The sequence below is a fragment of the Rickettsia endosymbiont of Seladonia tumulorum genome, assembly GCF_964030815.1.
Taxonomy (GTDB): domain Bacteria; phylum Pseudomonadota; class Alphaproteobacteria; order Rickettsiales; family Rickettsiaceae; genus Rickettsia.
Genome location: NZ_OZ034963.1, coordinates 940,589 through 962,473, shown reverse-complemented (window position 1 = coordinate 962,473; position 21,885 = coordinate 940,589). Strand labels below are relative to the sequence as shown.

The window sequence follows — 21,885 nt, the reverse complement described above, 5'->3', positions numbered from 1 at the left end:
TTTTAAAGATTTTATTTTTGTGTATTTAAAATAGAAAAGCTAGGGTGAGAATAAATATTTTTTAAATATTTACAATAATCGGAATTAGGGCTAAGTTCAGCTAGTTTTAGCAACATTTCTGCATCTATATATTTACAATTATATGCTACCTCTTCTAAACAGGCAATTTTTAATCCTTGTCTTTTTTCGATAGTAGCAATAAAATTCGATGCCTCGAGTAAACTATCATATGTACCTGTATCTAACCAAGCTACGCCACGTCCAAATACTTCTATATTTAAGTTATTTTCCTCTAAATAAGCTTGAAGAACTGATGTAATTTCTAATTCCCCACGCTTTGAAGGTTTAACTGCTTTTGCTTTTTTAATTACTGAATTATCAAAAAAGTATAAACCGGTTATAGCATAATTTGATTTAGGGTTTTGAGGTTTTTCTTCAATACTTGATACTTTACAGCTAGGAAAAGAAATCTCAGCAATCCCATATCTTTCTGGATCTTTAACATAATAACCAAAAATTTTCGCTCCTTCTTGTAAAGATCTAGCATTTTGTAATATTGATACTAGTCCTTGACCATAAAAAATGTTATCCCCAAGAATTAAGCAAACATTAGAATCTCCTATAAAATCTTCACCTATTATAAAAGCATCCGCAAGACCTTTAGGAGTATCTTGTATAGCATACTGAATATTAATGCCTAAATGACTACCATCATTTAATAGATCTTGATATAAAGAAAGAAATACACTGTTAGTAATAATTAGGATTTCCTTGATTCCAGAAAGCATTAATACTGAAATAGGATAATAAATCATCGGTTTATCATAAACCGTTAAGAGCTGCTTTGATAAAGATTTTGTAGCAGGGTAAAGCCTAGTAGCAGAACCGCCTGCTAAAATTATACCTTTCATAAACTATTTAATAAGTTGTTGTGGATAAAATTATTAGTATCTTATACATTAAATATGTACTAACTACAAGCCTTAGTTTTGTATAGAATTTACATATTTGCTTAATAAATCTATATCAATACTATAATCTGAATGCATAGGTGATATGATTTGAGTATTGGTATGAGCTCCTATCAAAAATTTTAAATCCATTTCTAGGCTCATAGCTAAAGAATGAAATACTCGGAAATTCGCTTCTTGTACGTTACTACTTAAAATTAATATTTTACAATCTTTAGGAGCGAAAATTAAATTAACCATACCCGCACCCGTAGGACCGATAATAACTTGTGCCATTGAGAATAATTCAATTTGTGCCTGGGCTGATAAAAAATCTGGGTAAACAATTTCAAATCCTTGAGTAATCAAGAAATTTTCAATTTCTTCACTATTGAGTAATTTTCTATATGTAGCTCTTTTTCTTGATATATAAAGTTTACGAAATGCCTTTTTAGGGTTATTAAATTGTTTAGATATTACCTTTTTTACAAACTGTATTGCTTTGGGAGCAACCACTACTGCATTTGAATAATCAGGTGCATTAACATTATCTTTAATTAAGGATAATGGGGAGGGATAATATAACTTTTTTACTAAATATCCGTTTTTTTTTTCAAGCTTTATTAAATCTCTATTATCCAAATTGAACATTTTTAGGAGTTCTAATGATTGAGGATAATGATCTTCGTCAATTAATAATGGTATTTTTTTGTCTAATCCTTGAATTAAACTAAGCCTTGGTAAACATTCTACAATCCAATGATAGTAGTTTTTGGAATGATCTTTAACAAGATGAATACCGCTATCAATAACTTGGGGATTTTTTATTATTTCAAATGACAAGTTTTTTTCATTAATCTTATTTACAATACCTATAGATTTAATATGGTAAACATATTTTTTAAGATAGAAGTCGCTTTCTTCGCCATAAATAATATACTGATCATTATTATCAAGACCATCATATAAAGCTGTATTATTACTTAATATTAGATCTGTACCCCCGATTACAATTGCATTATTTATTTCTGCAAGATAAGTATCTGGTAATTTTATTGTGCAATTATATTTTTCTGATACATGAAAATCATTATTTATTACTTTAGGTTTAGTTAATTTTAATGTTTTGTTAGTATCAAAAAATTTTATTTTGTGAGATAATAATTTACATCCTTCAGAGACAGAATAATAATTAAAAATGTCTTTTAAAGGGCTTTTAAAAATTACATCCTGAGTTTCTTGAGTGTTTGTATTTAAATCATGAGATTTTTGAATACTTAGACCTGCATATTTAATTTTAAGGATGGTTCTCAAAGAAGCTAAATTTTCTCTAAATATTTGTTTTTTAGGGTTTAACCAAATTGCAATTGAAATTAAACATTTTGAAGCACAAAATATAGCGTAGCGTAACAAATATAAAATTTTATTAACAGCAGATAATATTCTAGGTTCAATTTTAACAGTTAAGGAAGCACTTTTTATGCCTAACCCATTTAAAATATTAGCTAGCTTATATTTTGTTGTGTCTAAATTGGCTAGAATCTTTTTTAAGATAATCATAAATTACAAGATTTAAAGTAATAATTTGTATATATCAAATAACTTAGAGAGTTAAAAGTAAAGCAAGGAACTAAAATATGAATTCCTTGAAGTTTTGTAGAACTAATTCTTTAAATTAATAATGAGTATACAGTCAAAATGAATTTGAGATTAGGCAAGAGGAGTAATACCTATAACTAATTAGCTTAGCAACAAAATTACATGTTCAAAATATATATCAACTAATTAGTTCCTAATAAAGCGTTTATTATATTATTTTCTTGCATAATTGTAAATATCAAAATATTTTTATTTGAAATTAAAATAATTATTTTTTCAAATCCCTATGCCCCAAATAAGCTTTATAAAACCCAAACAAATTATTGGCAATCACCTAATATTACGTGATGTAGAGGTAGAAGATAGTTCGTTTATTTTAAACCTAAGAACTGATACTACTAAATCTAAATATCTCTCTTCAACCTCTAACGATTTATTACAACAAATTGAATGGATTAAAAAATATAAGCAAGATAATTCCCAATTATATTTTTTAATCCAAGATCAAAATTTAGAGCAAGTTGGAACAGTACGACTTTATGATGCTCAAGAAGATTCATTTTGTTGGGGATCATGGATTTTAAAGGCTAATACACCAAGTGGCTACTCTATTGAGTCAGCTTTAATCATATATAGTTATGCACTTAGCCTAGGTTTTACTAAGGCTCACTTTGATGTAAGAAAAGAAAATGAATCTGTTTGGAGATTTCATGAAAGATTTGGAGCTATTAAAGTAGATGAAACAGACAAAGATTATTTTTTTACAATATCCTTTGAAGCAATAAAAAATTCTTTAGAAAGATATTCTAAATATTTACCAAAAAATATAAATATTATTTTATAAGCAGGGAATCTTTTGAAAAAATATTTGATAATATTTTTGCTTTTTCAACAGCTAAACTATGAGGAATAAAGGGTTTTTTAGGTTGGCGGATAGGGTGGGATTCGAACCCACGGTACGGTTGCCCGTACGCCAGTTTTCAAGACTAGTGCCTTAAACCGCTCGGCCACCTATCCAAGAAGATTCATAGCAAAAAATATAGCATAATTCAAGAAAAATCGTAAAAAATCTTTACTATGCTCGTTTAATTTAAAAAAATTGATGGCAAGGTCTTATTAAATCAGCATTGTTGTGTGGAGCGGTTTTTTCGTCATTGCGAGGAGATGCTAGCATCGACGCGGCAATCTCATAAAACAGTATAAAATTCCTGAGATTGCTTCGTCAATTACTCCGTAATTTCCTCGCAATGACGATTTGGTATCTCTCAAAATCTACTTCATATCACGAAGCCAAATTGTTCTTTTAACTCATTTACAGTTTCAGACGCTCTAATTCTTGCTTTCTCTGCACCTTGGTGAAGTATTTTGAGTAAATATTCCTGATCATTCATTAACTCTAAATATTTATCACGCATCGGTTGCAGATTTATAATAATAATTTCTGCTAAATCTTCTTTAAATTTTGCAAAGCCTTGATTCTCATAATTCTGAATTATATTCTCAAGTTTTTCTTCTGATAAGCTTGTATAGATGTCTAATAAATTACTAATCTCTGGTCTTGCTTCTTTATCATAACTAACAAAACTTAAATGATCTGTTTTGGCTTTTTTAATTTTTTGATGAATAAGATCATTATCATCTTTTAAATTAATACGAGAAAAATCTGAAGAATCGGATTTGCTCATTTTTTTACTGCCATCTCTAAGACTCATAATTCTTGTTCCTGAGCCACCAATTAAAACATCAGGTACTTTTAAAATTTCCTTATTAAACTTCCTATTAATTACGCCGGCGATATCTCTAGTTAGTTCCAAATGCTGCTTTTGGTCCTCACCAACAGGCACTATATCGGCCTTATATATCAGTATATCAGCAGCCATAAGTACCGGATAGGAAAAAAGCCCAAGGCATGCTTTTTCTTGGTCCTTTCCAGCCTTATCCTTAAACTGCGTCATGCGTTTTAACCAGCCGAGCGGTGTTACGCAATTCAGCAACCAAGCAAGTTCAGCATGTTCTTTTACCATACTCTGAGCAAAAATTGTGACTTTATTAGGGTCAAGGCCTGCTGCTAAATAAATCGCAAGTGTCTCTATAACCGATCTTTTAAGTTCACTAGGTGCTATATCAACAGTAATAGAATGCAGATCAGCCAAAAAGAAAAAACAATTATATTCTTCCTGCATTTTAACCCAGTTTCGAATCGAGCCTAAATAGTTACCAAGATGCAAAGAACCAGTAGCTTGCACACCTGAAAGAACAGTTTTTTTCATTTTATACCTTTATTATTGTATTCATTAACAAATATATGTATATATACCAAATTAATATTTAATTTTTACTATATGCTTTGGCGTTTAAGAATTTTATCATTTTACGGATTATTATCGTTATTTACTTTTATCTTTTTTCTTATATGTTACATACCCGTAACGTTTTTCAATGTCAACTATCAAATAAGATATAGGATCGCTGTTATCTTTTCTTATACTTTTGTGTGGCTTGCAAAAATTTGTTGTGGTTTGAAATATGAGGTAGAGGGGCTTGAGAAATTACCTAAAACCATTTCAATAGTTGTATCTAACCATCAATCCTTTTGGGATCAGATGTTTATGCAGCTTATTATCCCTAAACATTCGTGGGTATTAAAACGTGAGCTATTTAATATACCGCTACTTGGTTGGGGACTTCGTATGGTTAAGCCGATTGCAGTAAATCGTGGCACTAATAGTTCAGTTGCCCAAATTTTAAGAGAGGGTGAGGAAAAAATCAAGGAAGGTTTATGGTTAATAATATTTCCTGAATCAACAAAAGTTCCGCCTGATCGAACAGTAAAATTTAAGCCAAGTGCTGTAAAGCTTGCTTCTATTACTAAAGTGCCGATAGTAATGATGGCACATAATGCCGGCTTATTTTGGCCTAGAGGCTTTTGGTTTAAACAGCCTGGAACTATAAAGGTAAAAATTATTGGAGTAATAGAAAGGGAAGAGGTAGAACAGACCGAGGTGCGGATTCTTAATGATAAGATTGAAGAGATAATTAATAGTGAAAAGCAAAAATTATTAAATTAATACTTACTCGAATAGCAAATTACTAATGTAATTTGTTATTTGTATTAAATTAGTCTTGGATTAAGAAATAATTAGTATTATCATACAATTACCAACTATTCTTATGGAGGTATTATGAATAATACAACAGCATTAAAATTAATTGCAGTGATCGATAGTAAGCAAATGATGCTTTACGATGCTCAAGGAGTTAAAATTACTAATAATAAGCCTTTAAAGTTACCTTTAGATTTGGAAGAGCATCACCACCATAGAGAAAAAAGACAGAGTTTATACCAAAATAAATCTACGCCTGCTTCATTGTTTGAGCCTCATACTTCTTTAAAAGATATAGAACACAAAGAAGCAGCAAAAAGCGTTATAAAACATTTAGAAAAAGCAGTAGGTCAAGATCAGGCTAAATATAAAGAACTAATTATAGTTGCTGAACCGCAAATGCTTGGTTGCGTTCGTCATGAGCTTAAAAATGGTCTGAAAAAGATGATTACTAAGGAAATAGCGAAAGATTTAGTGCAGCATAATGCTGAGGCAGTCGAAAGGGCAGTATTCTCTTGATGAGTTGTTATTGCGAGGAAGCATTGCCTATGTAAATAAAAGAATGTTGTTATCCCGTGGTCAAGCCACGGGATGACAGAGTGATAAAGTTTCCGTTCGCAATGACGCAAAGTTTATTAACAAAAACAAATTAAATATTACAAATAATTATGTCGCGAATTTATTTTAACGGTCCTGAGGGGCGAATCGAAGGAATATATGTAAAAGCAGAAGCATATAATGCTCCTGTTGCATTGGTTCTTCATCCCCATCCTTTGCATGGCGGTGATATGAATAATACAGTAGTGTATAACGCCTATAAAGTTTTATCTGAGCATGGCTATACAGTTCTACGTATTAACTTCAGAGGAGTAGGGCATTCAGAGGGTAACTTTAATAATGGGGTGGGTGAGGTTATAGATGCCGGAACAGCACTTGATTGGTTACAGCAGAATAATCCAAACGCTCAGTCTAATTTAGTATTAGGGTTTTCATTCGGTGCATGGATAGCTATGCAACTTGTGATGAGACGCCCTGAAATAAATAACTTTATTGCTATTTCGCCTCCGGTAAATAAATATGATTTTTCATTCCTTTCGCCTTGCCCTATTCCAGGATTTGTACTACAAGGTGATAGTGATAGTATAGTTTCAGCTGAAGCAGTAAAAGATTTAGCAAGTAAGTTATCTAAACAACAAGCTCATATTAAGGTTGGATGTAAAATTATTAGCGGTGCTGACCATTTCTTCCGTTATAAAATGGAAGAATTCTCTAAAGCAATAGGGGATTATTTAAAAACATTAGATCATGATTATCCGCAAAGTAGCAATAATGTAAACGAAGAATCGAAGAGCCAGAAGAAGTTGTTTTTGTATTAAATGGATGTCATTGCGAGCCACTGAAAGTGGCGTGGCAATCTCATGAAGTAAAACTCCTAAGATTGCTTCGTTGGTTATTACATAACTTTCTCGCAATGACAGAAAAACCAAGCCATGCGACAGCAAGAGAACCCAATCAAGACATTAAACATTTATTATCATCCAAAGTTTGTTACAGTTACTGAATCCTGCTCTTCCTCCAATATCTCAAAAGATGATAACGTTAAATCAGGATATTCAAATTTACAAAAATGCCATTCTTCTTTGAACTGCTTATTACAATCCCTAACGATTTTTTTTTAATATCTTCCCCTATACATCTAAAATTAGAATAGTAAAATAAGGTATTAGAAGTAATAATAATAGCTAGATCTTCTAACTGTTTATCAAAATATTTAGTATTAGTGATAAGTTGCAAAGGGATATCATTACATATTTCATATTCAAGTTTTCGACCCAGCAAGATAATGTAATCACTAAAGACTAAATCCGGCAAAATACCATAAATAGTACCTTTAGAATAAAGTTGTGCAAGCGGCAAAATAGCTTTTTCTTCGCCAAGCAGCATAGCACAGGTTAGATTTTCAACTGCCGACTCAAATAATAAATTTATCGTTTTTTCAGCATAAGAATCCCAAATTGTCTCAAAAATAGATAATATCTCAACTTGTCGCAGACCTTTTTCAAGTAACTGATTTTTAGGCATTAAATAAAAAATTTCTTTATTATTTATTTCTACGATTTTCAAAATATATCCTATTTATTACATTATTAAACAAGTACATCCTTGTTTTCCTAATACTGGAGTTCCATCATCATCATTTTCGATATTTATTGTGTTTCGTGGTTCTTGTGTATTAACAAGTTGTTCATGATAATAATTATTGCCTCTTAATACTAAAGTTTTTTCTTCAACCTTTTTAGTAGTAGCAGAGTTATAATTTACTTCGCTTTGTGTTTTTGGTATATTAGTAGGTTTGTTGCTTGTTAATACTGAATTTGTTTCTTCATCTTTTTCAACTTTAATATTATAATCTATTGTACTTTTTGTTTTTTTTATATTATTAGTTTTTTTATTTTTGAAATCTTTTATATCGCTTTGAGTAGCTCGCCTTACTGTATTAGATGGTTGGTGTGTGGTACTAGGTAAAGGAGCTGAAATTGTGGGAATAATAGTTGATTCTGAACTATTAAATATGTCTTTTAAATCAGTATTGTTTAAATGTATATTAATGTCACATTCTGCATTGTGCTTCGTTGTATCATTAATACCTGCTCGGTATACATACTTGTTATTGGAAATAGAATTAGCACAAACTGTAACTAATTTTTGTAAGTAATCTGTTAAAATATCTTCTCCTTTATAATCGCTATTAGAGCATTTTTTAGATTCAAAATGCTTTCCTATCGCAAGTATAAAGTCTCCATAAATAATATTTTTTTCAACCAACCAGCCATTATAATAAAATTGAGCTAAGTACCAAGCGGCATTTTCTTGACCACAAACTAAAGCTTCTTTTAATTTTACATATATTTTGGATATAATATATTTATTATCTTGTGTTATTTTTAATGTACAATCTTTTGATTGAGTAAGAGGTAATTTTATATTTTCAGAATAATATTTTAATGCTTCTTGTAATATGTCTAAAGAAGTAGGAAAAAATTTTGGTTCAAATATATTTTTTAATTCAGAATTTTCTAAATTTCTTTTAAAATTAGATTCGGCATTTTTCCTTATTTCGTCAGTAATAATACTATTTGTGTCTAATTGATATTGATTTTTAGTATTTTTAATAGCTTTAGCACAATCTTTGGCTAAATCTTTCCTTTAAATCCATTATTTGCACATCTTATAGAACCAAGCTTTATTCCTATTGCAATAATAAAATTGCCTATCGTACAATCTTTTTCAAATAACCAACCATTATAATAGAATTGAGCTAGATACCAAGCTGCTTTTGCTTCGCCATAAACGAATATTTCTTTTAATCTTCTATATAGTTCAATTAGAACTGCTTCATTATTTTGTGTTATTTCTAAATCCTTTGATGTTCTAAGAGGTATTTCAATATATTCATCATAATCGCTTAATGCCTTTTTTATTATTTCGTAAAGATGAGGTAATTTTTCTTTCATCGTTTTCATTCCTTTTTTAAGATATAGTGCAAAGTACTGCACCATCTAGTAAGTCTAGATTTTCTCCCATTAATTTTGTTGATTTGTCATTAAATATTTGTTTTTTCACTACCCCAGAAGCAGTATCGTTATTTAATATAGTGAATGCACTTAATAGCTCTTGCTCTTTTTCTTCTTTTTCCAGTTCTATTTTTTAAAATACTTCCTCCCTACCATCAAAAACGCTTATATTAGTAATTAAGCGACCTTCAGGAGGTAAAGGATTATTAAAATCTCTTATAATGGTTTGTATATTAGCAAGAATTAAGTACTCAGGAACAGAAATTTTATCCCAGCTTTTGGATGCAATATTAATTATTCCTGTTTCTATAAAAGCTAGCTCTTTAAGATCAGAATCACTGACTATTCCAAAATTCTTTAAATATATGGAATTTGTCCTATTTATATGATCTGTATATTTTGTTATAGTACTCAGCATTTTTATTAAATTACTTGCATATTGATTGTCGATTCCTAAATAATTTTTATTATAAAATGCATTCAAATATGCACAAGCATCTTTACTTCCTAAAAGCATAGCTCCTTGAAAATATAGTATGGCTTTAAAATAAGTTTCTTTAGCTGCATTAAAATTCTTTTCTTTATCTGGAGTTAGATCTCTCTCTTGTGGAAATTCTATGTTTATAGCTTCTTGATAGAATTTTTTTCCTTCTTCGTATAGATAATCATGTGTCATATATACATTTTTATAAACTTTAGGAGGTTTCTTTTTTGTCATATTGAATACGATTTTATATACTAAAGAAATGATTGATAATTTCTAAAAGGTTTGGATAGCCGCTAAGATTAACTTCCTCGTTGTTGTTTTGTGTGTCATAAACTATCGTTATTGATATATCTTTTTCTGCATCGCAATAGATCTCATGTAATTTATTATTTTTATAAAAAGTAATAGTCGGCTTTATCTTTGGTTTATGATCATCAATTATAAAATCTAAAGTTTTTTTATCAGCACAATTTAAAACTGTACCTGTAATTTCTTTTATTGAATTAAAATACTGTTTCTCTGATATTGCTTCAAAAGATTTGAGGTAATAATTAATAATCTCATCATTTGTTTCAGGATTATCAACTAATTTTTTATTACTAAAATATTCTCGTGTTCTGCAAATAGCATCGTAGGAAATATTTATCTCGCTTTCGTTTGTCGTAGGTGGGTTAAATATTAAATTCATTTGCTCACATTCGGCAATTTCAAATTTCGGACCTAATAAAACTAAATCATCGCGGAATATTTTTTTTTCCAAATCATTATTCTGAGAGTCAGGGTATTTTGTAAATATAAAATCATATAATTGAATTAACTCATAAGCTGCATTATCACAACCTGTGAATAAAGCATATTTAAAATATTTTTCTGCATGCTCTGACATGGCTTTTAGTTTTTTAATATCATCAATACTAGGAGTTGGGCTAAAGTTCAGTTTTTTTATTTTACTAAATTGCTCATTAGCCTTATTCATAAATATTTGTGAAATAGGGTTAGGGTTATTGTTTTGAGGCATATGTTATTACTTTTTAATTTAAGGGCTTAAGCTTTTATTGTCATTGAGAGGAGGTATTACCAACGTGAATCATTCTCCCCCTGTCATCCCGCGACTTGATCGCGGGATCCAAATACTAATAAAATTAGCATTTTTTATTATTTTTTCTGGATTGCCACGCTCATTTCATTCGCTCGCAATGACGACTTAGTACCCACGCAGACAATGCCTTGCAAGGAACACATGAGATTGCTGCGTTGAAACTTGCAGTTTCTTCCCGCAATGACGGAAAAATAATTAACAATAATTAAATTTACAATTTAAATTTAGTAATATTTTTGCTAAAAGGAAAGTTCAGCAGTAGAAAAAGAGAGTATTTTTTTGGAAGGTAGTTGCAATATTATTCTACCTATGGAATCGATACCTTGAAAAGTGCCTGTAACAATGTCATTTTGATATTTAACACTAATATTTTCATGTAACTTATAAGCATGTTTCAGCCATGCTTCTCTAATAAATGAAAAGCCTTCTTGCTCCCAAATTTGATAATATTTTTCAAAATTTTCTATTAATATTTCAAGTAAAGCTTGAGGGGTGATAACGGGAAGTTCTTCAGCTACTAAGCTAGTAGTGGGCTGGTCGATATTTATTGGGTGATAAGTAATATTAATACCAACACCGATAATAAGATAATAAGCATCTTCTACTTTAACCGATTCAAGAAGTATACCGGATATTTTTTTACCCCCTACTAAAACATCATTTGGCCATTTTAATTGGATTTTTTTAAGAACTAGGGGCGTCATCCCGCGTGCTTGTATAGGAATCCCATTTATTTTCTGGATACCGTGGTCAAGCCACGGTATGACATGTACCACACTATCATAAGCCGCTAGGGCTGTAACGAAAGACAATTGCGGTAGTAATTCAAGCTCTTTATTTGGCTTAATTAGTAAACTAGCATGTAAATTGCCGGAAGTAGATTGCCAGTTTTTACCGCTTATGCCACGTCCTTCGGTTTGAGATTTAGCAAGTATGATATAATCTCTATCAGGTTTATTATTTTTAGCTATTCTAATGGCTTCAAGGTTTGTGCTATCTAATTCATCAAAAACAAATAGCTTATATCTACCTAAATTCATTTAAACCTAAGATGAAATAATGAAAGATCCGAAGAGTAAAAACCCTATTACTACAAAATTAATTAATAATAACCCGTAGGAAATAGGTATTTTTGTTGGATTAGGTTTTTCAGCAAAATACATCGTTTTAATTATTTTAAGATAGTAAAAAGCCGCAATGACGCTAGTAAAGATACCAAAATAAGCAAGCAAAAACTCTTCTTGGGTAATTGCTTGGTAAAAGAGGTAGTATTTTCCAAGAAAGCCAGCAAGCGGCGGGATACCTATCATAGAAAACATAATTATACAAATTGCAGCAGCTATAGCTTTATGGTTTCCTGCAATTCCTTGTATGCTTTCAAAATTGGCTTTGTCTGTTTGGTTTCCGAGTAACATAATCAGGCAAGTAAAGAACCCTATACTTGCGGCTGCATATATCAACATATAGAGCATAGCAGCTTTATTGCCATCTTCAGTACGCAGCAATACGCCGATTAATACATAACCGATATTTAGAATGGTACTATATGCCATTAATCTTTTTAAGGAAGTTTGACGAATAGCACCAAGAGCACCAAATATCATAGATAATAAAGCAATTATTTTTATCAGATTATAGCTAATAGGGTGATAGTTTTTGATAATTAAATTTTCGATATTTAATAAAATGGCAACAGCTCCAATTTTTGAAGCCGCTGTAAAATAAGTAACTGAAGCGATAGGTGATCCCTCATATACATCTGGTACCCAAAAATGCAAGGGGGCACTTGAAAGCTTAAAGAAAATACTGCTTAAAAATAATACTACACCAATTACTAAACCTAAATTTACCGAAGAGCTATCATTTAGCTTATAAAATATATCTGAAAATTGTAAGCTTCCGCCAAATCCATATATAAAAGAAATACCAAATAATGATAAGCAGCTAACTAAACTGCCTAATATAAAATATTTTAATGCTCCCTCTGATGATTTAATATCGCTCAATTTAAAACCAGCAAGTATATAAGAAGTTAGAGCAGTAAGCTCCATAGCACAGAAAAGTAATAAAAAATTCTGTGCTGAAATTGCCACAAAAATCCCAACTGTAGATAATAATATCAAAGTTATAAATTCAAATTTTAGTGGTTCACCGCTACGCACCGAATAATCTCGGTAAATTATCATAGATATTATAGTAAATATCAATATGATAGCCTTATAATTAGCAATATTTGCATTAGTAGTAAACATTACATAATCTAGGTATAATATACTTTCAGAGTAAGAATATTTTAAAATAACGAAAATTGTTAATATGGTAAGTAAAATAGTTATATTAGCAACAATTCTATTTTTACCTTGCAGCATTACGGCAAAGAATTGGCTTAAAAGTGCCGTTAAAGTTAAAGTTATTTCAGGAAGTAGCATATAAAATTAATATTGTTTATCGAAATATAAATATTAGTAAATAAATAATTTTTTATCAATAAACTTATATATAAATTAGACTTTAATACACTAAAAATTTGCAATTTTCTATAATAATACGCTATATTACTGCTGTTTATGTATAAAAGTTTAATAAAATAATGTATCTGTTATCATATATATTAGGAGGATTGAATACATTACTCCGCCAGTTACGTCTATCAATTAGCTCTATAGAGTTCTATAAAGATGTATATCAAAAATATCATGGTTATGGAATAAGATATTTATTTATCGTATCTTTTATTCCAGCAATAATTTATTGTATCTTTATATTAAATTATCTAATAACCTTGAAAGACAGCTTTAACGGAATAAAACAGACAAAAACGACAGATAATATTGAGTATATCATCAATCAATTACCGGAAATGCAATATGCTAATTCACGGATTCTTGTAAAAGATGAAGAACCTATTTATTTATATAATAAAAATAATGATAAAGTAGCTGTTATTGATACAAAAAATCAGGTTTCAATTAGAGAAAAAAGCAAGATACCTTTTGTAATTGAGGCAGATAAACTTACGATAAATTTTGCAATAGATAACACTAAAAAAAGCTTCCCTCGTACCATTAATTACTCAAGTTTATTCGATCAAAGTCAGATGACTTTAACTCCTGAAATAATAAAAAAATATTTTGCTGATAATTTAATGCATTTACCAAATTTATTTATTTATCTTGGTATGCCAGCTATTATATTATTTTGGTTTGTAACATTCTTTTTAGAAAGAAGTATTATAATATTATTAGTATGTGTTGCATTCAAATTATTATTCAATAAAGTCTCAGTACAAGATGCTACAAGATTAGTAATGTTTTCAAGCGGAGTGCCGATATTACTGCAGCCAGTTGTTCCTTTTGTACCGGTATTAGGTACAATATTACAAATACTTCAAATATTTACTACTTGTCTATTATTTATTGCTATTTGGCAAGTCAATAAAAATAGGAAGTTTTCGAGTTACTTGTAAAAACTCTTCTTCGTTAGAATAGTCTAAAGTTATTTTTTCTTTTATCTGATGTTTAAACCATGTGATTTGTCTTTTAGCATACCTGCGTGTTCGTGTTTGAGCTAAGTTTAAAGCCTCACCCAAAGTTAGTTTGTTTTCTAGATAAGCCAAAATTTCTTTTATGCCTACAGCTTTTAAATTTAGATAATCAGGATTGAATTGTTTTTTGATTAAAGCAATTTCGTCTATTGCACCATCTTTAAATATATTAGCTAAACGTTCATCACATATTTTATATAAAAATTTTCTCTCAGGGTTTAAGAAGATAATTTTAAAATTAAATTCAGATAAAATTTGTTCTTTTGGCAAAGTTTGGAAAGAGAAAATAGACTTGCCGGTTTGCAGTACTACTTCATAAGCTCTAATTAGCCTTTGAGTGTCTGATTGATTAATTTTAGATGAAGCTAGTGGATCAAGCTTTGTAAGCCTATTATGTAGCTCTATATTGCCTATTTCGTTATGTAGCTTTCTTACTTGTTGCCTTAAATCATCAGATATATCAGGAATATTATTATATCCAAAAACTAAGGAGTTAATATATAATCCCGTACCACCTATTAATATAGGAAGCTTACCGCTAGTAGTTACCTGATTTATTTTTTCGGCAGCAAGCTTTAAATATTTTACTACCGAAAAATCTTCAGTAATAGGCAAGAAGTTATATAAATGATAAGGAATTTCGCTTTTATAGCTTTCCGGAGGGGAGGCGGTAATAATTGGAATTTCTTTATAAACCTGCATTGAGTCAATATTTATTATTTCCCCGTCGCAAGCTTTGGCAAGTGCATGACCTAGATAAGATTTTCCACTAGCAGTAGGACCACATAAGATAATTATTTCTTTTTTTTGCACTTAAATATTAAGTCCGTACTTGCTTAATAATTGATTAATCATCGTTTTTAGCTCTTCTAATTTTTTAGCATTACTTGATTCAGCTCTTGCAATAATGGCAGATTCAGTATTAGAACTACGCAATAACCACCAACCATCTTCTGTGTTTACTCTTACTCCATCAATATCATTAAACTCTATTTTATCCTTTAGTAATTTTTCTTTGATTTCTTCAATAATTTGTAATTTTAATTCAGAAGAAACAAAAATTTTAACTTCCGGCGTGCTATAGCTTTTCGGTAGCTCATCTATTATTTCGTCTAAAGTTTTGCTTGATCTAGTCAGTAAATCCAAAAATCTTAATGCTGCATAGATTGCATCGTCAAAACCGAAATATTTATCAGCAAAGAATATATGCCCGCTCATCTCACCGGCTAGTAAAACCTTTGACTCAGCCATTTTACTTTTAATAAAGGGATGACCAGTTCGCCATATTATAGCTTGCCCACCATATGATTTGATTCTATCGGCTATAAGCTGGCTAGCTTTTACATCAAGTATTATAGTAGCATTTGGGTTTTCTTTTAAAATATCCTCGGCAAAAATACATAAAATTTGATCACCAAATAACATCTTACCGCTTGAGCTTACAATGCCTATTCTATCGCCATCGCCATCAAAAGCTATACCAAGGTCACAATTTTGTTCTTTAACTAGTTTAATTAATTCTTGTAAATTATCGACTTTAGTAGGATCAGGGTGATGACTTGGAAAATTTCCATCAATTTTACTATTGATGATAATGTTTTCATTATTTAAACGATTTTTTAACTCTTCAACAATATTTCCGGTTGCTCCGTTACCAGGATCCCAAGCTACTTTTAGGCTGGAATTTACTATTATTTTTTCTAGAATACGATTTAGGTATTTTGATTGTATGTCATTCCCGCCCTCACTGTTATTTCCGCCTTTCCTGTCATTCCCGCGAAAGCGGGAATCCATATTCATATTAAGCTGGATTCCTGCTTCCACAGGAATGACATTGAAGTCAGTATTTAAAATCTCTGTTAATAAATCCTGTATTTGAGAACCAAAAAAAGATTTGCCATGTTGTATTATTTTAAAGCCGTTATCATCACGAGGGTTATGTGAACCGGTAACCATAATACTACCAGCTGGGGTAAATTTTTTATCGGCAAAATATAGAACTGGACTTGGGACAACGCCAATATTTATAACCTCAGCTCCTCCATTAACCAATCCTATTTCTAGGAGTTTGTAAAGAGCAGGGGAGCTAAGGCGACCATCCATACCGACGCAGATCTTATTATTGCCATCCTTTATAGTCATCTTTGCAAAGCAAAAACCAACCTTATAAGCTACTTCTACTGTTAAATCGGTAAGGCTATTACCTCTTATGTCATAAGCCCTAAAAATGTCTTTGTTAATGTTCATGAAGACCTTATTATATTGTTTGGTGTTATCCTGTGGCTTGTACCCGTATTGTTGCGTGGCTCAATTTTACCCCTGCCATCCCGTGACTTGGGAACTAGATCCAGCATAAAGCGAGATAAATCGAGTTTTTTTTTATTTGTATATTTTACTGGATCCCGTGGACAAGCCACGGGATGACATTATAGCTTAAAGGCTAAAGCTTTCGCCCAGATAAACCTCTTTAACTTTCTTGCTATTTGCTATTTCTTTGCTACTTCCTTCCAATAACACTTTCCCCTCGAAAATAACATATGCTCGGTCAACTATATCTAAAGTATCACGCACGTTATGATCAGTAATTAGAATACCGATATTGAATTCACGCAAGTAAGTAATTAGATTTTTGATATCGGAAATAGCCAGCGGATCAATACCGGCAAGTGGTTCATCAAGCATGATAAATTTTGGCTCTATTGCAAGCGATCTTGCAATCTCAAGCCTGCGTCTTTCACCGCCTGATAAGCTAGCAGCCGATAGATCCTTTAAATGTATTATAGAAAATTTTTCTAGTAAATTATGAGTTTTTTGTTCAATTATTTCTTTATCATTTTCAGATATTTCAATTATAGCTTTAATATTATCTTCAACCGATAAGCCGCGAAAAATTGAAGGTTCTTGAAGAAGGTAACCAATACCTAGCCTTGCTCTTAAATAAATCGGCAAATTAGTTATATTAATATCATTTAATAATAACTGTCCGGAATCTGCTTTCATTAAGCCAATAATGATGTTAAAACAAGTTGTTTTACCAGCCCCGTTTGGACCAAATAGACCAACTATTTCGCCTTGTTTGACATTAAGAGATATATCACTTAATATGGTTCTCTTTTTATAGGATTTTGATATATTTTTAACTTGTAAGCTGTCCATTTAATTTATTTTCTTACTATTTTTATTAATAATATCCACATAATAAATAAGTTTATTAGTTTTTAAAATATTATTATTACGTTCTAATACGACATTACCAAGTAAAATAAGTTGTCTATTATCTAAAAAATATTTTCCTGAATCTGCTAATAATAACTCATTATTAATTTTTTTCTCAACACTCAATTTAGTTGGAACAACTATATAATCAATGGTTTGTTTATTATCTACTGTTTTATAAAAAATATATAATTCTTCAGTTCTAAGTATTGCATTATCAAAATAAACAACTACATTTCCAAGGTATTCTGCCTTTTGTTTAACTCTATTAATGATTAAAGTATCAGATGTGATATGTAAGTTTGAAATATCTTTATCATCAGCATATGTTGAGATACTAATAGTAAAGAATATTATAAGTTTAATAATCCGATAGATCAATAGTTGTGTAGACATTGCCTTTAAAAATTATAATATTATTGTCGTCTTGCGTGTTAAAACTATCTGAAGTAATAGTAGAGTTTTTATGAAATAATGTAGCAGGAGAATTGCTAATTATACTTTTATTTATTAAATCAATTCTTGCATCATTAGTGTCAAATATCATATCTTCAAAATAAAATTTTACATCATTTTTTAAATCTAATATATGCGACTCTTCGTTTAAAAACCCTTCTTTTGCATAAACAGTAACTGATTGGTTTTGATTTACGTTATATATGCCGTTTATTATATCTAATTTATACTTGTTATCCGAATCTTTTATAGCTTGCTCAGCTTTAACTAAATAGCTATTTAAATTTTTATCTACCCCCTCAAAAACTGAATCTTTTAATATAATATTATATTTTAAATCAAGATTTTTTTCTGGAGCTTTTTCTACAATATTAGTATTATTTTCTTCGGTAGGGTAGCTACTTTTAACTAATATATATCCTGCATATAAAATTCCAAGTGTAATTAGGAAATAAGTAAATTTCCAAAATTTTTTCCGTCTTTTATAAGAAGAGGGCATATACTAATTGACTCCTGCTCGCAATAAATCATGTATATGAGTAATGCCTATAATGATATTATTGTCAACAATGGGTAAATTAGTAATATTTTTAGCTTTCATTAAATCTAAAACTTCTTTTGCAAATATTTCAGATGAAATATATACAGGATTTTTAGTCATAATATCTGAGGCTGTTTTTAAATGAATTTGATCGTTAATATGACGACGTAAATCACCATCTGTTATAACCCCTACTAAATTCTTAGCTTTATCTATTACTAAGGTACAACCTAAGCGTTTTTTATTCATAACAATTATAGTTTCAGCAAAAGGTGTATCTTCATGCACTAAAGGTATTTGGTCACCGCTACGCATTAAATGTTTAATTTCTGTCAAATTAGCCCCTATGCTACCGCCTGGATGATATGACTTGAAATCATCCTTAGTAAAACCTTTTACTTCATGTATGACAGTCATTAATGCATCGCCAAGTGATAGCATTATTAAAGATGAAACTGTAGGAGCTCCAATTATTGAGGCTTCTGAATATTCAGGCACTATAAGTAAGAAATCACTATTTGCAGCTAAAGTAGAATTTTTATTCATTGTCATTACGGCAATTTTTACAGAAAAATCTTTGCAATATTTAATGATGTTAAATAATTCTTTAGTTTCACCGGAATTAGAAAGCATAATTACTAAATCATCTTTAGTAATCATCCCAAGATCCCCATGGCTTGCTTCCGCTGGATGTATATAAAAAGCTGGCATACCAGTTGAAGAAAAGCTTGCGGCTATTTTCTTTGCAATATAACCACTTTTACCTATACCAGTTAAAATTACTCTTCCTTTAAAAGATAGTAAAAACTCTACAATTCGGTTGAAATCTTCAGGGATATATTCAGATAGCTTTTTTAAAGCACTAGCTTCACTAGAAATTACTCTTTTAGCAATATTCTGGTAATTGTTTATAGGGTTCATTGCTTTTATAGTTGTTTTATAAAAATCGTCATTGCGAGGAAAAACTGTAAGTTTTGTACGTGTGCAATCTTAGGAGACAGATACTACTTCCTGAGATTGCCGCACTCTCTACGTTCGCTCGCAATGACGGTTATTATCAATTAAAATATTTACGTTCTGTAACTACTTCAGTCGTTTCAGCATTATTATCTTCGTTCCAAGCTCTTTTTTTACCATTTTCCCGTTTTTCAGGTTCTTGGTGTTCTTTAGGACTATTTTTTGGTTTTGGGCTTGCTGAAGATTTATCTTTCTCAGCATTTTTAATAGTTAGTTTTGCTTTACCTTTATTATCGAACCCGATAAGCTTAACTTTTACTATATCGCCTTGCTTTAAAATGCTGCTAACTGATTCGATTCTTTCTTCGGCAATTTCGCTAATATGAACAAAACCATCTTTATTGCCTAGATAATTAACAAAAGCACCAGAATCTAATATTTTCATCACTGTGCCGTTAAATACTTCACCTATTTCAGGTTCAATAGCAATAGCCTTAACTTTATCTAAAGCAACTTTTAGCTTATCCTTATCCGGAGCATAAATAGAAACTGTGCCATCATCGCTTATATCAATTTTAGCACCGCTAGTTTCGCAAATTTCCTTTATTACTTTACCACCAGGACCGATAATATCTCTGATCTTATCCTTATCAACTTTTAAAGTAGTAGTAGATGGAGCGTTTTTGCTCATCTCATTATTTGGTTTACTAATAACTTTATTCATTTGCTCAAGTATATGCAAACGTCCTGCTCGTGCTTGCTCTAAAGCTATTTTCATTATGTCAAAATTTACACCAGATATTTTAATATCCATTTGTAAAGCTGTGATACCTTCGCTAGTACCTGCAACTTTAAAGTCCATATCGCCAAAATAATCTTCATCGCCAAGAATATCAGATAATACCGCAAATTTTTCTTTTTCTTTAACAAGCCCCATAGCAATACCTGCTACTGGTGCTTTTATTGGAACACCAGCATACATTAAAGCAAGTGAGCTACCGCAAACTGTTGCCATTGAAGAAGAGCCATTAGATTCGGTAGTTTCTGCAACTACTCTAATAGAATAAGGGAACTGTGTTTTAGTAGGTAATACCGGATTAACAGCACGCCAAGCGAGTTTACCATGCCCAACTTCACGTCTTCCTGGAGCTTTCATCGGCATTGCTTCATTAACAGAGTAAGGTGGGAAGATATAATTAAGCATAAAGCGTTCTTTATATTCACCCTCAAGGCTATCAATTATTTGTTCATCTAAGCTAGTTCCAAATGTGCTACTTACCAAGCTCTGTGTTTCGCCTCTAGTAAATAAAGCTGAGCCGTGAGCACAAGGTAATAATCCAACTTCACAAGTAATTTGTCTTATATCTGTTGTAGTACGTCCATCTATACGTTTATTTTTTTGTAAAATATTACCACGTAATACATCTGATTCAACAGATTTTAAAGCTGATTCGATTTGGTAATTATTATATTTTTTACTTTCTATATCATCTGCAAAATGCTTAAGTACTTTTTCAGGTATTAGTTCTAAATTAGTACTACGTTCTTGTTTAGATTTAATCGCAAAAGTTTGCTCAATTTCTTTTGCAAATAATTTTTTAATTTCATTCTTTAATTCAGCAGGATATAAATCTTGCATTTCAAGCTTTGGTTTTTTAGCTTCAGCTGCAAGTTCTTTAATAATATTTACTACTGGCTGGAAACTATCAAAGCCAAATTTTACAGCAGCAAGCATTTGCTCTTCAGAAAGTAAATGTGCTTCTGACTCAACCATCATTACAGAGTCGTTTGTTCCTGCAACAACTAAATCAAGCTGGCTTGTCTTTAATAAGTCAAGTGTTGGGTTTAAAACGAATTCCCCGTTTATTAAGCCTACTTTACTTGCAGCAACTATTTCTAGATAAGGTGCAGGTGAAAGGCTAAGTGCAGCGGAAGCACCGATAATAGCAAGTATATCAACTGGTGTTTCAGGATCATATGAAAGAACAGTGCAGGTAACAAATGTTTCATTAACAAAAGCAGGGTGGAACAATGGTCTGATCGGTCTATCTATCAGACGTGATACTAAAACTTCCCGATCTGATGCTTTGCCCTCACGCTTAAAAAAGCCGCCTGGTATTTTACCAGCAGCATATGCCATTTCTCTGTAATTAATTGTTAGAGGAAAAAAGCCAATACCTTCTTTTGCTTTGGCAGCAGTTACTGCTGTACATAGTAGTACAGAATTACCCATTTTAACGGTAACTGCTCCATCAGCTTGGCGAGCTATCTTGCCGGTACTCAGTTCAAGAGTTTTTCCGCCCCATTCAACTGTTTTAATTATCTCATTAAACATCTATATATATCTCTTAATTTGT

General features: G+C 30.8%; 22 protein-coding genes and 1 tRNA gene. 5 read left to right on the top strand and 18 right to left on the bottom strand.

All coding sequences use genetic code 11. The annotated features are described in order from the left end of the window. Positions 1-11: 11 nt before the first annotated feature. Together rfbA and AAHF54_RS04700 are read right to left on the bottom strand one after the other, a co-directional pair. The gene (gene rfbA / locus AAHF54_RS04705) at positions 12-911 is read right to left on the bottom strand and encodes a glucose-1-phosphate thymidylyltransferase RfbA (RefSeq protein ID WP_068041646.1); all 900 of its coding nucleotides are present in this window, start codon (positions 909-911) and stop codon (positions 12-14) included. A gap of 72 nt (positions 912-983) precedes the next feature. Beyond that, the gene (locus AAHF54_RS04700) at positions 984-2,510 is read right to left on the bottom strand and encodes a glycosyltransferase family 61 protein (RefSeq protein WP_342169859.1); all 1,527 of its coding nucleotides are present in this window, start codon (positions 2,508-2,510) and stop codon (positions 984-986) included. Positions 2,511-2,835: 325 nt separating this feature from the next. Between AAHF54_RS04700 and AAHF54_RS04695 the strand changes: the two genes are divergently transcribed. Continuing rightward, positions 2,836-3,393: a GNAT family N-acetyltransferase gene (locus AAHF54_RS04695; RefSeq protein ID WP_341788155.1), complete on the top strand. Its 558-nt coding sequence runs from the start codon at positions 2,836-2,838 to the stop codon at positions 3,391-3,393. An 83-nt stretch (positions 3,394-3,476) separates the two neighbouring features. On the opposite strand, the gene AAHF54_RS04690 is transcribed toward AAHF54_RS04695, so the two are convergent. Both AAHF54_RS04690 and trpS read right to left on the bottom strand, forming a co-directional pair. Next, positions 3,477-3,566, bottom strand: a tRNA-Ser gene (locus tag AAHF54_RS04690). A gap of 260 nt (positions 3,567-3,826) precedes the next feature. Next, positions 3,827-4,819, bottom strand: coding sequence for a tryptophan--tRNA ligase (gene trpS, locus AAHF54_RS04685; protein WP_342169858.1), 993 nt, complete (start codon positions 4,817-4,819; stop codon positions 3,827-3,829). Positions 4,820-4,891: 72 nt separating this feature from the next. Here trpS and AAHF54_RS04680 point away from each other — a divergent pair, with 72 nt between their 5' ends. The 3 genes from AAHF54_RS04680 to AAHF54_RS04670 all read left to right on the top strand — a co-directional run bounded on the left by AAHF54_RS04680 (position 4,892) and on the right by AAHF54_RS04670 (position 7,029). Beyond that, positions 4,892-5,617 (top strand): lysophospholipid acyltransferase family protein, encoded by a 726-nt coding sequence (locus AAHF54_RS04680; protein ID WP_341788153.1) that lies wholly within the window; start codon positions 4,892-4,894, stop codon positions 5,615-5,617. A gap of 114 nt (positions 5,618-5,731) precedes the next feature. Continuing rightward, positions 5,732-6,172, top strand: a complete 441-nt coding sequence (locus AAHF54_RS04675; RefSeq protein ID WP_341788152.1) for a host attachment protein — start codon at positions 5,732-5,734, stop codon at positions 6,170-6,172. Positions 6,173-6,321: 149 nt separating this feature from the next. Further along, complete coding sequence (locus AAHF54_RS04670) at positions 6,322-7,029, top strand: alpha/beta hydrolase (protein WP_342169857.1); 708 nt, start codon at positions 6,322-6,324, stop codon at positions 7,027-7,029. A 223-nt stretch (positions 7,030-7,252) separates the two neighbouring features. Here the strand turns inward: AAHF54_RS04670 and AAHF54_RS04665 are convergent, their stop codons facing one another. The 7 genes from AAHF54_RS04665 to nuoN form a co-directional block, all read right to left on the bottom strand. After that, positions 7,253-7,777, bottom strand: coding sequence for a hypothetical protein (locus AAHF54_RS04665; RefSeq protein WP_341788150.1), 525 nt, complete (start codon positions 7,775-7,777; stop codon positions 7,253-7,255). A gap of 15 nt (positions 7,778-7,792) precedes the next feature. Then, on the bottom strand, positions 7,793-8,479 hold the full coding sequence (locus tag AAHF54_RS04660; RefSeq protein WP_342169856.1) for a hypothetical protein: 687 nt from the start codon (positions 8,477-8,479) through the stop codon (positions 7,793-7,795). A 368-nt stretch (positions 8,480-8,847) separates the two neighbouring features. Beyond that, on the bottom strand, positions 8,848-9,168 hold the full coding sequence (locus tag AAHF54_RS04655; RefSeq protein ID WP_342169855.1) for a hypothetical protein: 321 nt from the start codon (positions 9,166-9,168) through the stop codon (positions 8,848-8,850). A 193-nt stretch (positions 9,169-9,361) separates the two neighbouring features. Then, complete coding sequence (locus AAHF54_RS04650) at positions 9,362-9,946, bottom strand: hypothetical protein (RefSeq protein WP_342169854.1); 585 nt, start codon at positions 9,944-9,946, stop codon at positions 9,362-9,364. A 13-nt stretch (positions 9,947-9,959) separates the two neighbouring features. Beyond that, complete coding sequence (locus AAHF54_RS04645) at positions 9,960-10,733, bottom strand: hypothetical protein (protein ID WP_341788147.1); 774 nt, start codon at positions 10,731-10,733, stop codon at positions 9,960-9,962. Positions 10,734-11,053: 320 nt separating this feature from the next. After that, on the bottom strand, positions 11,054-11,854 hold the full coding sequence (locus tag AAHF54_RS04640) for a biotin--[acetyl-CoA-carboxylase] ligase (protein WP_341788146.1): 801 nt from the start codon (positions 11,852-11,854) through the stop codon (positions 11,054-11,056). 6 nt (positions 11,855-11,860) lie between these two features. Beyond that, positions 11,861-13,243: an NADH-quinone oxidoreductase subunit NuoN gene (gene nuoN, locus AAHF54_RS04635; RefSeq protein ID WP_342169853.1), complete on the bottom strand. Its 1,383-nt coding sequence runs from the start codon at positions 13,241-13,243 to the stop codon at positions 11,861-11,863. A 161-nt stretch (positions 13,244-13,404) separates the two neighbouring features. Between nuoN and AAHF54_RS04630 the strand changes: the two genes are divergently transcribed. Continuing rightward, on the top strand, positions 13,405-14,280 hold the full coding sequence (locus AAHF54_RS04630) for a DUF1189 family protein (RefSeq protein WP_011477448.1): 876 nt from the start codon (positions 13,405-13,407) through the stop codon (positions 14,278-14,280). Here the strand turns inward: AAHF54_RS04630 and miaA are convergent. From miaA to pnp, 7 genes are all read right to left on the bottom strand, one after another. After that, complete coding sequence (gene miaA, locus AAHF54_RS04625; protein ID WP_341788143.1) at positions 14,224-15,171, bottom strand: tRNA (adenosine(37)-N6)-dimethylallyltransferase MiaA; 948 nt, start codon at positions 15,169-15,171, stop codon at positions 14,224-14,226. The genes AAHF54_RS04630 and miaA overlap by 57 nt on opposite strands. After that, positions 15,172-16,605 (bottom strand): phosphomannomutase/phosphoglucomutase, encoded by a 1,434-nt coding sequence (locus AAHF54_RS04620; protein WP_342169852.1) that lies wholly within the window; start codon positions 16,603-16,605, stop codon positions 15,172-15,174. 186 nt (positions 16,606-16,791) lie between these two features. Further along, positions 16,792-17,514, bottom strand: coding sequence for an LPS export ABC transporter ATP-binding protein (gene lptB / locus AAHF54_RS04615; protein WP_341788141.1), 723 nt, complete (start codon positions 17,512-17,514; stop codon positions 16,792-16,794). Next, the gene (locus tag AAHF54_RS04610; RefSeq protein WP_342169851.1) at positions 17,515-17,970 is read right to left on the bottom strand and encodes an LptA/OstA family protein; all 456 of its coding nucleotides are present in this window, start codon (positions 17,968-17,970) and stop codon (positions 17,515-17,517) included. It abuts the gene before it with no gap. Then, positions 17,936-18,529 carry an LPS export ABC transporter periplasmic protein LptC gene (lptC, locus tag AAHF54_RS04605; protein WP_341788139.1) on the bottom strand — a complete coding sequence of 198 codons (594 nt, stop codon included), beginning with the start codon at positions 18,527-18,529 and terminating at the stop codon, positions 17,936-17,938. Before lptC ends, AAHF54_RS04610 begins: the two co-directional genes overlap by 35 nt. A gap of 3 nt (positions 18,530-18,532) precedes the next feature. Next, on the bottom strand, positions 18,533-19,492 hold the full coding sequence (locus tag AAHF54_RS04600; RefSeq protein ID WP_342169850.1) for a KpsF/GutQ family sugar-phosphate isomerase: 960 nt from the start codon (positions 19,490-19,492) through the stop codon (positions 18,533-18,535). Between the two features lie 136 nt (positions 19,493-19,628). After that, the gene (gene pnp / locus AAHF54_RS04595) at positions 19,629-21,863 is read right to left on the bottom strand and encodes a polyribonucleotide nucleotidyltransferase (RefSeq protein ID WP_341788137.1); all 2,235 of its coding nucleotides are present in this window, start codon (positions 21,861-21,863) and stop codon (positions 19,629-19,631) included. Positions 21,864-21,885: the final 22 nt, after the last annotated feature.